Below are 13957 nucleotides of genomic sequence, written 5' to 3'. Positions count from 1 at the left end.
CATTGGATATATTATTAACAGTTGCGCCGGTTTTTGTCACAATTTCAGAACGCCACATCTATGATTCGGAATAATTAAACCAATAAATTTATATTCGTCAATCACATATTAGTGAGCTGATGTCCTTTAATCGACATCGGTGTATTGAGGTGGGTTAGAATGGGATTGAGTGGTGAAGCCTGGGCAACGCTGCTTGTGCCAACGTTTCTTGGAATTTTGACAATGCTGCTCTACGGCTACTGGGACAGAATAACCGGCAAGGAGTACTACGTGGACGACGATATTCTGGCCTACGACGAGGACCTTATAGAACAGCTCAAGGAGGAGGGTAAGGCATGAACAGCGGAATTCTCCTCGGATTCCTGGTGTACCTCGCCCTCCTAGCCTACATAGGCTGGTGGGCCAACCGCTACACCAAAACGGAGGACCAGTACTTCGTTGGCGGGAGGAAGGTGCACGTCCTCGCCGCAACCCTCTCGGACAAGGCCAGCGACTTCTCCGGCTGGCTGATGCTCGGTTATCCGGGTGCTGCCTTTTCCAGCGGTCTCGGTGCTTTCTGGGCCGGAATCGGCTGTCTCTTTGGTACCCTCGCCGATTACGTCCTTATCGGGCCCAGATTGAGGATATACGCAGGTAAATTTAGGGCAATAACCGTCCCCGACTACCTCGAGGCAAGGCTCAAGGACGACACCAAGCTGATAAGAATTCTGAGCGCACTGATAATCGTCATCTTCATGACCGCCTACGTTGCCGCTCAGTTCACGGCCGGAGGAAAGACCTTCGCTGAGGGCTTCGGCATAAGCGACAACACCGGAATCATCATAACCGTCATCATCCTGACGGCATACGTTATCACCGGTGGATTCTTCGCGGTCGTCTGGACTGACGTCGTTCAGGCAATGTTCATGCTGCTGACGCTCATTATAGTGCCGTTCCTTGCGCTCTCGGAGATAGGCGGCTTCGATAAGGCCACGGCGATAATAGCCAGCGCGGATCCCAATCTGCTGCACCCATTCGGCGGCGCCACCGGAATGGCGGCAATAGTTTTCGCAATAGGCTACGCCTCCTGGATAGTCGGCTACCTCGGCCAGCCCCACATCGTTACCCGCTACATGAGCGTTGAGGACCCGAGGAAGCTCAGGAGACCGGGTATCTTCATCAGCGGTACCTGGACCATACTCGTCCTCTGGGGCGCGTTCTTTGCAGGATTCCTGGGCTTCGCGATGTACCACGCCGGAATGCTCCAAGTCAGCGACCCCGAGAAGGTCATCCCCGCCATGGCGGTTGAACTCATGCCCAGCTGGCTCGCGGGCTTCGTCATCGCGGGTATAATCTCAGCAGTCATGAGCACCGCGGACTCCCAGCTCCTCGTCGCGTCCTCGGCCATAGCCAGGGACTTCTACCACAAGGTCCTCGGAAGGGAGCTCGGCAAGAAGCAGATGGTCAACATATCGAGGCTCGTCGTCGCTGCGGTTGCCCTCGTCGGCCTCTGGTTCGCCATAAGCGGCCCGAAGGTCATCTACCAGATGGTCGCCACCGCATGGGGCGGTCTCGCGGTCGGCTTCGGCCCGATCCTTGTCCTGAGCCTCTGGTGGAAGAGGACGACCAAGGAGGGAGCGATAGTCGGAATGGCCTACGGTCTCATCAGCGAGGTCATCTTCGAGGCGAAGATATACGGCTGGGCCTTCAACCCGGACGCTCCGGGCTTCTTCGGCACCATCGGCGGCTGGTTCAACGGCATACCGGTGTTCTTCATCAACTTCTTCGTGACCCTGATAGTGATCGCGATAGTCAGCATGTTCACCAGGCCGCCGGAGGACGTGGTCAAGCTCCACGAGGACATCTTCAAGAAGGTTTCCATCGAGAGAACCGGCAAGAAGAGCATCACCGAGGCCAGGGCCAAGAGCCAGGTCGAGAACGTTGTTGATTTCATTCTCACCAAAGGGACCGCCTGAGTTTCCTTTTTCCTTTTCTGCATGTACTTATCGTCCCAGTCCGCAGGAGTATTTAACTAGTGGTTTTACACCATTTTTGGTCAACCTAACGTTTATAAGCATCAATGTATAAAGAAGGGCGCCAATTGTGAAATCCTAGAGGTGGGAGCATGAGACCGCTCGACCTGACCGAAAAGGAGCCTTCCAGGAAGGTCACAGTTTATTTTGAAGGCAAGGCTTACGAAGCCTATGAAGGTGAAAAAATAACCGTCGCCCTTCTTGCAAACGGGATTTACTGGCTCACAACCAGTACCGAGGGCAGAAAGCGCGGCGCCTTCACCTTCGGCCCGGTCCCCATGGTGGTGAACGGAACAAGGAACGTCAACGCCAGGAAGACCAAGGTTCGTGACGGTATGAGGCTGGAGAGACAGGGGTACGGGGACTTCCAGGAGACCGTGGAGATCGACGAGGGCAAGCCGGTTGAAAGGCTGGTAGTTGATGTGGCCGTCATCGGAGGCGGCCCGGCTGGAATCGGAACCGTTCTCAAGGTTCAGGATCACCTGACTGTCGCCCTGGTGGAGGAGAAGGGCTGGCTCGGAGGCGACCTCTGGCTCAAGGGCCTTCCCCAGAAGGGCTTTGGGGAGAAGTCCCCCCAGGAAGTCGTTAGGGAGCTCACCGGAAAGTTCAACGAGAACGTCAGTGTTTTCAAGGGCACGATAGCCCTCGGCGTCTTCGACAAGGGCGAGTACTTCCTCGTGCCAATAGTTACCGGGGAAAACCAGCTCATCGAGATAATGGCCAAGCGCGTCGTTCTGGCCGTTGGAGCCGTTGACAACATCCATCTCTTCGAGAACAACGACATGCCGGGTGTGTTCAGGCGCTCCGACCTCCTGGAGGTTCTCAACGTCTGGGGAGTTGCGCCTGGAAGGAAGGTCGCAGTCGTGGGTAGCAAGCCGGAAGAGATAACGGCGGAGCTCGACCGCTGGAGCATCGAATACATCGTCGTCCCGAATCCCAAGCGCGTTGAGGGAGATGAGAAGGTCGAGAGGCTCATCGACACGAACGGCAACGTCTACGAGGTTGATGCCGTCATCATGGCCGAGGGAAGGAGACCCGACATCAACCCGCCGACCCAGGCAGGTGGAAAGCTGGTCTTCAAGCACGGCTACTACACCCCGGTTCTCGACTCCCAGCACAGGATCCGCGACGGAATCTACGTCGCCGGTAGCGCCGTTTCAATAAAGCCGCACTACGCAAACTACCTGGAGGGCAGGCTCGTCGGGGCCTACATCCTCCGGGAGTTCGGCTTCGACGCCGAGCCGTGCATCCACGCGGAGAGGCTGAAGGAGTACGAACCGGAGGCGGTGCAGGTTCAGAGTATAGACTTCGGAAGCCTCAACCTTGAGGACGTCCAGATATGCGGCTGCGACGTCTCCCTGAGGAAGGTAGACGACGTCGTGAGGAGTGGAATAACCGACCTGCAGATAATCAAGCGCCTGACCCACCTCGCGATGGGCTTCTGTCAGGGCCGCTTCTGCCTGTTCAACGGCGCGGTGGTCGTCTCCCAGAGAACCGGAACGCCGATGGACAGGCTCGACATACCCGTCGCGAGACCGCCGCTGAAGAACGTCAGGATGAAGGTCACCGCGGGGAGGGATTGAAATGCCGAGCAAAGAGCTTCCCGAGAGGAGTGAAATCGTCATCATCGGTGGGGGAATAATCGGAGTCACCATAGCGCACGAGCTCGCCAAACGTGGGGAGGAGGTCACCGTCATAGAGAAGCGCTTCATAGGTTCCGGTTCCACCTTCCGCTGTGGAACGGGCATAAGACAGCAGTTCAACGATGAATCGAACGTCCAGGTCATGAAGCGCTCCGTGGAGCTCTGGAAGAAATACAGCGAGGAATACGGCTTCTCCTTCGAGCAGACCGGCTACCTCTTCCTGCTCTACGACGACGATGAGGTCGAGGAGTTCAAGCGCAACATAGCGATTCAGAACCGCTTCGGCGTCCCGACGAGACTCATAACACCGGAGGAGGCAAAGGATATAGTCCCACTCCTCGACATCAGCGAGGTCATAGCCGCCTCCTGGAACCCGACCGACGGAAAGGCGGACCCCTTCCACTCCACGGCCAAGTTCGCCCTCAACGCCGAACGCTTTGGGGCCAAACTCGTCGAATACACAGAGGTCAAGGACTTCCTCATTGAGAACGGCGAGATAAAGGGACTGAAAACGAACAGGGGAGTCATTAGGACCGGCACCGTCATCAACGCCACCAACGCTTGGGCCAAGCTCATAAACGCGATGGCAGGGATAAAGACCAAGATACCCATAGAGCCCTACAAGCACCAGGCTGTCATCACCCAGCCCATAAAGAAGGGCTCGATAAACCCGATGGTCATCTCCTTCAAGTACGGCCACGCCTACCTCACCCAGACCGCCCACGGCGGTGTCGTTGGAGGAGTCGGCTACGAGCTGGGCCCGACCTACGACCTGAGCCCGACCTACGAGTTCCTCCGCGAGGTGAGCTACTACTTCACCAAGATCATCCCGGCACTAAGGGAGCTCCTCATACTGAGGACGTGGGCCGGCTACTACGCGAAGACGCCGGACAGCAACGCCGCCATAGGAAAGATAGAGGAGCTGAGCGACTACTACATCGCGGCTGGCTTCAGCGGGCACGGGTTCATGATGGCGCCTGCGGTTGCCGAGATGGTGGCGGACCTGGTGACGAAGGGAAGAACCGACCTCCCGGCAGCGTGGTACGACCCCTACCGCTTCGAAAGGGGAGAACTGAGAACGACTGCGATTCAGATGGGCTGAGCTTTCCTTTTCTCCCTCGTTGTATCTCTCTTTTGAAAATCTTGCCGTCCACTGCTAGGATGCAGTAAACCACTCAACCAGCCTTTGAGCAGGAAAGCGATACTTTTTTAAGGCTTAAAATTTATACTATATACCAGAATGAAACGGACGGTAACAGTCAAACTCCAGCCCTCAAAAACCCAAGAGAAAGCCCTTTTCGAGTTATCAGATATTAGCGCTAAGGCTTGGAACAGAGCAAACCACCTGAGGAGACAGGAATACTTTCAGGGAAACCCCATTGACTTCCTGAAAACTCAGAAAACCGTTTATGAGGAGTTTAAACGGGAAATCGGTTCAGTCACAGTCCAACAAATCTGTCGCAAAAACGCCGAGGCATGGCGTTCGTTTTTCTCCCTCCTGCGGAAGAAGCGGAATGGAGAACTCCCCAACTGGTTCAAACCAAAACCACCAAACTATCTCAAAGAAGATGGGAGGAGAAAAGCCTTAATCGTTCTCAGAAACGACCAGTACAGGATTGAGGGGAACAAGCTGGTTCTCAAAGGCCTTGGCAAATTCAAACGCCTTGAAATCCAGTTCAAGGGCAGAATTCATTTGAAAGGCAAGCGAGGGCGTTTAGAAATAACTTATGACGAGGTTAAACGCAAATGGTACGCTCACATCAGCGTTACGGTGAAGGAAAAACTCGAAGGCGGGGAGTGGATTGAATTCCCGAGAACTCCAAAGGGAAACCTCTCCGCATGGGGTTTAACCCCCCGCCATTGGCGGGGAGGGGGTCAGCCTTAAATATTTTCGAGCCTAACTCCCACGGGTGGAATCGTGTACCGCGTTGATTCTCCGGGAAGGGTCAACCTGATTGGGGAGCACACGGACTACGCGCTCGGCTACGTCATGCCGATGGCGATAGACCTCTACACGGTCCTGCACGCCCAGACCGATGAGAGGGTGAGGGTCTACTCCCAGATATCCAGGGAGGTGAAGGAGTTCGGCCTCGATGAAATCAGGAAAGCCAGCGACTGGGCCGACTACGTCAGGGGAATCTTCTGGGTTCTTAGGGAGGAAGGCTACGACGTCGGGGGAATGAAGGGAATCCTCGGTGGAGATCTGCCGATCGGTTCCGGATTAAGCTCTTCAGCAAGCCTTGAGCTGGCAGTTTTGGCCTTCCTCAACGAGGCCTACAGGCTGAATCTCCTTCCGATAGAGATGGCCCTTCTGGCTCAGAAAGCGGAGAACGAGTTCGTGGGTGTCCCCTGCGGGATACTCGACCAGTTCGCTGTCGTTCACGGAAAGAGAGACCACGCCATATTCCTCGACACGGACACGCTGGAGCACGAGTACATCAGGTTTCCGAACGATGTCCAGGTTCTCGTGTTCTACACCGGGGTTAAGAGGGAACTCTCCGGCTCAGCCTACGCAGAGAGGAGGACGGTCGCCGAGGAGACCCTCAGGTTCCTCGGAAAGAGAACCTCCAAGGAGGTCGAAGAGGAGGAGCTGAGGAATCTTCCCTCCCTGTACAGACGCTTCTTCGGCTACATCGTGAGGGAGAACCGGCGCGTCCTTGAGGCGAGGGACGCCCTGCGGAGCGGCGACGTCCGGGCCTTCGGCGAGCTGATGACTGCCTCGCACTGGGATTTAGCCAGAAACTACGAGGTTTCAAGCGAAGAGTTAGACTTCTTCGTGAGGAAGGCGGTTGAATTCGGTGCCTACGGGGCAAAACTCACCGGTGCCGGCTTCGGCGGGTCAGCGGTGGCCATAGTGCCCGAGGAGCTGGCCCCGGATGTTGCGATGAGGGTCACCGACGAGTACGTCAGGCACTTCAACTGGGAGCCTGACTACCACCTCGTGAGCCCGAGCGACGGAGTGAGCGTGAGGAGGGTCTGAGTTGATCGCTCTCCTCCTCCACGGCAACCTCCAGTACGCGGAGATACCGAAGGCGGAGATAGAAAAGGTCATCGAGAAGGCCTACGTACCGGTTCTCTCGGCGCTCCTCAAAAGGGAAACCCCCTTCGCCCTCAACATCACGGGCTTCACGCTCGAACTCCTTCCGGAGGATGTCCTAGAGTTAATACGTGGGGGAATCGAATCGGGGCTGATAGAGATAACCGGAACCGCCTACAGCCACGCGATACTGCCTCTCCTGAGCCTCGACAGGGTTGAGGCCCAGGTACGAAGGGACAGGGAGGTAAAGGAGAGCCTCCTTGAAGTCTCTCCAAAGCTCTTCTTCCCACCGGAGCTGGCCTACGACCCGATTCTGCCCGCTATACTTAGGGACAACGGCTACGAGACAGTTTTCGTCGATGGTGAAGCCCTCGTCCTTTCCGACCACCTCAACAGGGCAATAAAGCCTGTGAAGCCACTCTATCCCCACCTCATTAAGGCCCAGCGGGGCGAGGGCAACCGGTACGTCAACTACCTCCTCGGTCTGAGGGAGCTGAGGAAATCGCTGGGGCTGGTCTTTTCCGGCAAAGTAACCCTCGAAGCGGTTAAGGAAATCGAGGCGATACCGGTATGGGTGAACGTGAACACCGTCGTGATGCTTTCAGCGGGGAGGTTTCCGCTGATGAACCCGAAGAAGGGGGCAAAATGGCTGAGAGACCTCGAGGATATCGTCCTCTACGGCACGGACATAGAGTTCCTGGGCTACCGTCCCCTGGCGGACTACCTGATAACCGTCGATTCTTTCCTCGAAGTCTTCAACGCCCTCGGGAGGGAGGTAAGGCCTCCAAGCGAGCTTCCCCACTCCGGAAGGAGGCTCTACCTGAGGACTTCGAGCTGGGCGCCCGATAAGAGCCTCGACATCTGGAAGCTGGACGACGGCAACGCCAGGCTGAACTTTCTCTCACGGGATCTGGGAGGAGAAAAGGCCTTCATTGCCGAGAACAGCGATGCGAGGGGCTGGGAGCCCCTGCCCGAGAGGAGGCTCGACGCGTTTAGGTCCATCTACGAAGCCTGGAGGGGTGGTGAATGAGAAACCTGAGAAATAAGCTCTCCATACTCCTTCTCGTCCTGATGGCGGCCTTCCTGATGGCCGACCAGAACCTGCTTCCCCCCAACTACCAGCAGATAATGGCCGAGTTCGGGATAAGCGAGACCCAGATGGGGCTCGTCTCAACGATATTCGTCGCAACGAGCGCGCTGATAACGATAGTCTGGGGTTTTCTCTCAGATATCAAAGGGAGGAAGAAGCTCCTCGTGGTCGGTGTTCTCCTCGGTGAGATACCCTGCTTCCTGACGGCCTTCGTCAACAGCTACTACGAGCTGCTTCTCATGAGGCTCTTCACAGGGATTGGAGTCGGTTCGATAATCCCGATAGGCTACTCCCTGATAGCTGACATGTTCCCGAGCGAGGAGCGCGGAAAGGGCTACGCTTTCATACAGACGGCCTTCGGCTTCGGAACCCTCTTCGGAATGATAATGGCCGGTCTGATAGAGAGCTGGAGGCTTCCCTTCATCCTCGCCTCGGTTCCGAACTTCATCCTCGCGCCCCTCTTCTACGTAATAGCGGAGGAGCCCAAGAGGGGGGCCGGAGAGGAGGAGGTCAGAAAGCTCATCGAGCGCGGTGTGGAGTACACCTACAGGCTGAGCTGGGAGGCAGTTAGAAAGTCCTTCAGAACCAAGACGAACCTTCTAATATTCCTCCAGGGCTTGGCCGGAACGGTTCCCTGGGGCGTCCTCATGTACTGGCTGGTCTCGTTCCTCATAGTGACGAGGGGAATGGAGAAGGACACCGCAACCTTCGTTCTGCTGATCCTCGGAATAGCGACGGTCATAGGAACCTTAGTCGGAGGCTACGTCGGAGACTACTTCGAGAGGAGAAGCCCCGGCGGCAGGGCGCTGATAACAGGAATAGCCGTCTTTCTCGGAATGATAGCGGCGATTGGGGTCATAGTTTACCCGCTCCCGCCCAGGCTCTCCTTCGAGGGCTGGCTCGCACTGACGATTTACTCGATACTCTTCCTCCAGCTCGTCAGCTTCGCGGGGCCGAACGTTACGGCCATAATCTCCCAGGTGAACCTGCCCGAGGACAGGGGGACTGTCTTCGGGGTGTTCAACATCATAGACAACGTCGGGAAGGCCCTCGGCCCGCTCTTCGGCGGATTCCTCATCGAGGCCCTTAGAGCTGCCGGCTACACCAACGCCCAGGCCTACGAGTACACCCTCATAATAGGCTCGCTCTTCTGGACGCTCTGTGCCCTCGTATGGTTCTGGATAAGGCATCAGTATCCACGGGACAGGGAGGAGGTCAGGGAGATACTCAGGAGGCGCGCCCAGGAACTGCTGGGAGGTGAAGTGCCTTGAAGCCGATTCTTTTAGCCAAAGCCAAGCTCAGAGGAGTTTCCCCCGATGAGTTCAGGGCGCTTTTGAAGGAAACGCTGGGCTTCGACGTGGAGAGGCCCTTCGAGGGCGTTGAAAGGATTCTCTGCGTCCAGCCCCATCCGGATGATTGCGAGCTCGCCATCGGGGGGATGCTGGCGAAGCTCTCGCGGGAGGGGAAGGAGATAACCTACCTCACACTGACGGACGGTTCAGCAGGGAGCAGGGAGCTTCCGCCCGATGAGCTGAAGAAAATCCGGCGGAGGGAGCAGGAGAGGGCGGCGGAGATAATAGGCGTCAAAAAACTCCTCTGGCTTGACTACCGGGACACAAGGCTCCCCTACAGCGAAGAGGTCCGGGGGGAACTGCTGAGGATAATCCGCTCCGAAAAGCCTGACCTCGTCCTCGCCCCGGACCCCTGGCTCCCCTACGACGTTCATCCAGACCACAGGAACGCGGGGCTCTTGGCCGGAGAGGCGGCTTTCTTCTCCGCCCTTCCGAGCGTCGGGGAAGGAGAGCCGTGGGAGGTAAGGCTCCTCGGCTTCTACTACACGGACAACTCGAACTACATTGAGGATGTTACTGGTTTCCTCAAGCTCAAGCTGAAGGCGCTGAAAGCCCACGAAAGCCAGTTCGGAGGGGATTGGAGCTCGTGGGAGGTCTTCGTGAAGAGCGTTGCCAGGTTCTACGGCGAGATGGCGGGCTTCAAATACGGCGAGGGGCTGAGGATACTCCCCACGGTTCTCTTCCACGCCAACCCGCTCGCGGGGGTGTTGTGAGTGAGGATAGCCTTTATTGGAGCCGGAAGCATATTCACTCCCCTGGGCATCTACACGATAGCCACGAGCGAGGTTCTTAGGAACGCTGAGGTTTATCTCGTCGAGATAGACGACGAGCGGAGGAAGTTCATAACCGCTCTGGCTGAAAAGATGAGGAAAACCTTCAAGGCGGGGTTCGGGGTCACTCCACTTGAGAGCGTCGAGGGGCTCGAAGGCCATGGCCTCGATTACGCCGTTATCTCGGTCGAGAAGGAGCGATATGAACGCTGGAAGCTGGATTTCAAAATTCCCCATCGGCACGGCATCAGACAGGTTCTCGGGGAGAACGGGGGCTTAGGCGGCCTGGCGCACACCCTACGCGTCGTCCCGCTGGTTCTTGAAATCGCGAGAAGGATAGAGGACATCAACAGAGATGCGGGGGTTTTCATCTACTCCAACCCCGAGCCGAGGGTGACCTACGCGGTCCTCAACTACACGGGGCTCAAAAACGTCTACGGCCTCTGCACCGGCTACCTTGAGAGGAAGGAGATGCTGGCTCCCATCCTAAAAGCCGACGAGAGGGAGATAAGTCTCATCGCGGGGGGCTTGAACCACTTCACCTGGATACGAGAGCTTCACGTGAAGGGCGAAGACGCCTATCCACGGCTTGACGAGGCCTTAAAGAAAAGGCCAGACTTCGAGCCGCTGAGTCAGCTACTCTACCGAACATACGGCCTCTTCCCCTCACCGGACGACAACCACATAGGGGAGTACCTGAGCTTTGCTTGGCCGCTAATTCCAGAGGAGAAGAAAGGGCTCAAATGGATAGAGCGGACGAAGAAGGAGGGAGAAGAAGTAAGAAGGCTGCTGAGGTTGTTCCTCAGGGGTCTCGTCCCGAAGTTCGCCTTCAACCGCTTCGTTAAGTTCCCGGACGTTGCTATGAACGTTGTGGAAGGGCTTGAGGGGGTCGAGAAGCTTCAGGAGGCCATAAACGTTCCCAACAGAGGCTACATAGACCTGCCGAAAGGCACGATAGTCGAGGTTCCAGCCGAAGTCTCGCCGAAGGGGATAAAACCGCTCCACGTCGAGCTCCCGAGGGAAGCCCTGGTTCCCCTCAGGGTCCAGGCAGAGATACAGAGGCTTTCAAGCGAGGGGGCAGTCGAAGGAAACGTTGAGAAGGTGATAAAGGCGGTGCTCCTCGACCCGGTTGTTCACGACGCTGAGGCAGGGCTGAGGGCGATGGCCGAGCTCATGAGGGCCCACCTCGATGCCCTACCCCAGTTCGATGAGGGTGACATAGAGATACTACGTCTAATGGCATTCTCGTGAATTATCCTTATGTCGACAGGTATTTGAACAACTTTATGCAGTAAAGTTTATAAGAAATAAATTCAGAAAAATGATTGAGAACTCTATAAGGTGAGATTATGAAACTTAAGATTGTTGGAGTTTTGTTGCTAACTATATTGTTAACCTCTGCCATTGGCATGGCAGCGACGGACTTTCTGAGTGTCGAAAGAACTTACCTCCAGGGAGGTGCTAAAGTCTTCATATTCCAGCCTTCCCCAGAGGGAGGGGTAAAGCTCCTCAAGCAGGGACGCCTCAGCGGTCTCGTGACTCTGAGAACAGAGAGCAAAAAGTGGCGTGAAGCAGGGGCTACTGAAAACCTGCACACTGTACCCACTCCACTGGCAATATACTTCACAAAAGACGGGAAGATTGGCGTAAAAAGCATCCAGCCAGGGAAACCTCTTGAACTGAAGGGCATGTTCTCAATAGCGGAAGTTGCTGAACCCTCCACCAAACCAAGGATGAGACTCCCAGTAACGGCAAGGTTGAAGTACAAACTGCGTTCGGTTTTTGGAACGTCGTCCTGTCCTCAGGGCTATGAAGAGCTTAATGCCAGATACTGCATAATTGAAAACTGGGAGTACCTCCAGGACTCATATTATGCGGACTCAAAAACCTTCACGGAATGGATCCCCTTCATGGGATTAAAAGTCAGGACCGGAGGATCTAAGAAAATTACCATTCTTGGGATTGCATGGGGCATCCAGCTGACAACAAGCACAAAATCAATGTGGAGCTTGAGTGTGGACGGGATACCAGTCCTAGACTTTGGAACTTCGTACTCAGGCTCAACGCTGAAGGTTAGCTACGCGCCAAAGCCATACGTAAGAACAGGGGATGGGTACCTTGATAGGTACTTGAATCTCCCGCTGAAGTACGTGGTCGTTATTTACAACGTTCCAGTGTACGATAAGTGGAGGAAGGAGTACGCTAGTATCCCCATTGCTGGAGTTTATCCCCTGGAAATCATGATGAGCGGATATCGTACTGTCAGGGAAAGCGATTTGAACAGGGGTCACTTACTGACAGATTACCTTTCGAGTTCTCACTTTCCCACAATTAACATTGGGACGAAATTTGAGGCTGTGAGGACTTCAGAAGAAGGGATCTACGACAATATAATTTTCGATTTCCAGGGAAGTTCGGGATATAAGTTTTATTCAACCCCCCTGGGAGGTTCCGCCGTTAACTGGCTCTGGAGCAAGCTTCCGGTGATTGGGGCATTGTCAATAACGTTCAGCTACTCATCAACTTCACAATCCGTTACCACTTACAACGTTGACATAGAACGGGGAGCCCCTAATCAGCTCTATTACGCCTCCATACTAAATAGGACTCTTGAACTCGCGGATAACAACAACGTAGAAGTGGCAATGTACTTTACCACAATAGATGACGGCCAGGATTCATCCCCACCATGCATTGGAAACTTCTGTCCTAACTCACTTGATCCAAACACTGAGAGATGACTTCCTTTTCTCTTTTTGCATTGTATAAGAAATATAAATATGGGGAGACTAAAAACGTCGGAGGAATTTTATAGAGTACCGCCCAAGCAGCTCGTCGCTTATCTCTCCCTTCTTTGCGATTTCGCCGTAGACGTGGGCGCTCCTCCTCGGCTTCCTCTCGAACGTATCGTAGTCGACCTCTATGAGTCCAAAGCGCGGTCTAAAACCCTCAGCCCACTCGTAGTTGTCTATGAGCGACCAGTAGAAGTAGCCCCTCACGTCGATGCCCTCTTCCAAAGCTCTGTGGACATACTGGAGGTGTTGGACTATGAACTCGATGCGCCACTCGTCGTCGAGCGTCGCTATCCCGTTCTCGGTGACGTAGAGCGGAAGGTTATACCCCGAGAACGCCTTCAGCCCCTCGTAGATGCCCCTCGGGTAGACGCTCCAGCCCATGTCTGTTTTCCTGCTCACGTTGGCGTCCTCGACGGCGAAGCGTTTGAGCGGGTTCCTCACAGCTTTGACCTTTATGATGTTGTAGTAGTTCATCCCGAGCCAGTCGAGGCCGCTCGGGGGGACGTCGAAGGTTCTCATAAAACCTCTGAATTTCCCGGTCAGGATTCCGTCCAGGAGCGAGCGGTTGAAGGTGTAGTCTATCTCCTCCGCCGCCTTTCTGTCCCTCTCTGAATCGCTCGCCGGGATGAAGTGCGGGCGGTTCTTCACTATTCCGACCCTGAACTTCCCGCGGAGGATCTCGTAGGCGATGGCATGGGCTTTGATCAGGTTTGCCGCGACTTTCTCAGCCTTCAGCGGGTTCCTTCTGAAGGGCGGCCACATGCCTTCCACGTATGAAGCCACGACGTAGACCATCGGCTCGTTGAAGGTCGCCACCAGCTCAACGCCCTCGATGTTGTCAGCTATCAGCTCAACGTAGCTCCTCCAGTGCTCCAGGTTCTCCTCCCTTTCGAAGCCCCCCTTGAGGGCGAACCACGTGGGCAGGGTGAAGTGGTGGAGCGTGAGCATCGGGACAATGCCGTTCTCGTTGAGTAGGTCTATTATCCCCTGGTACCGCATTAAGGCCTCTTCGTTCGGCCTTCCCTCCTCCGGAAAGACCCGGCCCCATTCGATGGAGAAGCGGTAGGCCCTGTAGCCCAACTCGGCCATAAGCTCGATGTCCCTCTCGTACAGCTCCCAGGAGTTGCAGGCCTTTCCAGCTGGGGGAAGTTTCCCTTTCTCCGCCCAGTACCACCAGTCGCTCCAGACGTTGCCGCCCTCTATCTGGTAGGACGAGGTTGCCGTTCCGAGGAGAAATCCATCCGGAAACCTGAGCATC

General features: G+C 55.6%; 11 protein-coding genes and 1 pseudogene. 11 read left to right on the top strand and 1 reads right to left on the bottom strand.

All coding sequences use genetic code 11. The annotated features are described in order from the left end of the window. The first annotated feature begins 159 nt into the window (after positions 1-159). The 11 genes and pseudogenes from APY94_RS09090 (at position 160) to APY94_RS09040 (ending at position 12645) form a co-directional block, all read left to right on the top strand. Positions 160-339 carry a hypothetical protein gene (locus APY94_RS09090; RefSeq protein ID WP_058939328.1) on the top strand — a complete coding sequence of 60 codons (180 nt, stop codon included), beginning with the start codon at positions 160-162 and terminating at the stop codon, positions 337-339. Next, on the top strand, positions 336-1955 hold the full coding sequence (locus APY94_RS09085; protein ID WP_058939327.1) for a sodium/proline symporter: 1620 nt from the start codon (positions 336-338) through the stop codon (positions 1953-1955). Before APY94_RS09090 ends, APY94_RS09085 begins: the two co-directional genes overlap by 4 nt. Positions 1956-2104: 149 nt before the next feature. Then, a complete protein-coding gene (locus APY94_RS09080) occupies positions 2105-3595 on the top strand; it encodes an FAD-dependent oxidoreductase (protein WP_058939326.1) in 1491 nt (496 codons plus the stop codon). 1 nt (position 3596) lies between these two features. Next, a complete protein-coding gene (locus APY94_RS09075; RefSeq protein ID WP_058939325.1) occupies positions 3597-4757 on the top strand; it encodes an NAD(P)/FAD-dependent oxidoreductase in 1161 nt (386 codons plus the stop codon). Positions 4758-4895: 138 nt separating this feature from the next. Then, positions 4896-5495, top strand: a pseudogene (locus tag APY94_RS09070) (RNA-guided endonuclease InsQ/TnpB family protein); the annotation flags it as partial. 78 nt (positions 5496-5573) lie between these two features. Beyond that, positions 5574-6635, top strand: a complete 1062-nt coding sequence (locus APY94_RS09065) for a galactokinase (protein WP_058939324.1) — start codon at positions 5574-5576, stop codon at positions 6633-6635. 1 nt (position 6636) lies between these two features. Further along, positions 6637-7722, top strand: a complete 1086-nt coding sequence (locus APY94_RS09060; RefSeq protein ID WP_058939323.1) for a polysaccharide deacetylase family protein — start codon at positions 6637-6639, stop codon at positions 7720-7722. Then, complete coding sequence (locus tag APY94_RS09055) at positions 7719-9053, top strand: MFS transporter (protein ID WP_058939322.1); 1335 nt, start codon at positions 7719-7721, stop codon at positions 9051-9053. The genes APY94_RS09060 and APY94_RS09055 overlap by 4 nt, the downstream gene beginning before the upstream one ends. Next, entirely contained in the window at positions 9050-9847 is a 798-nt protein-coding gene (locus tag APY94_RS09050) for a PIG-L deacetylase family protein (protein ID WP_342667083.1), read from the top strand. Before APY94_RS09055 ends, APY94_RS09050 begins: the two co-directional genes overlap by 4 nt. Then, on the top strand, positions 9848-11155 hold the full coding sequence (locus APY94_RS09045; RefSeq protein ID WP_058939321.1) for a family 4 glycosyl hydrolase: 1308 nt from the start codon (positions 9848-9850) through the stop codon (positions 11153-11155). Positions 11156-11253: 98 nt separating this feature from the next. Further along, positions 11254-12645 carry a hypothetical protein gene (locus tag APY94_RS09040; RefSeq protein ID WP_058939320.1) on the top strand — a complete coding sequence of 464 codons (1392 nt, stop codon included), beginning with the start codon at positions 11254-11256 and terminating at the stop codon, positions 12643-12645. A 48-nt stretch (positions 12646-12693) separates the two neighbouring features. On the opposite strand, the gene APY94_RS09035 is transcribed toward APY94_RS09040, so the two are convergent. Beyond that, a complete protein-coding gene (locus APY94_RS09035; protein WP_058939319.1) occupies positions 12694-13956 on the bottom strand; it encodes a glycoside hydrolase family 1 protein in 1263 nt (420 codons plus the stop codon). Position 13957: the final 1 nt, after the last annotated feature.

This window comes from Thermococcus celericrescens (genome assembly GCF_001484195.1).
In the GTDB taxonomy this organism is placed as follows: domain Archaea; phylum Methanobacteriota_B; class Thermococci; order Thermococcales; family Thermococcaceae; genus Thermococcus; species Thermococcus celericrescens.
The sequence above is the reverse complement of the archived record's forward strand: the minus strand, read 5'-3'. Positions and strand labels throughout refer to the sequence as shown.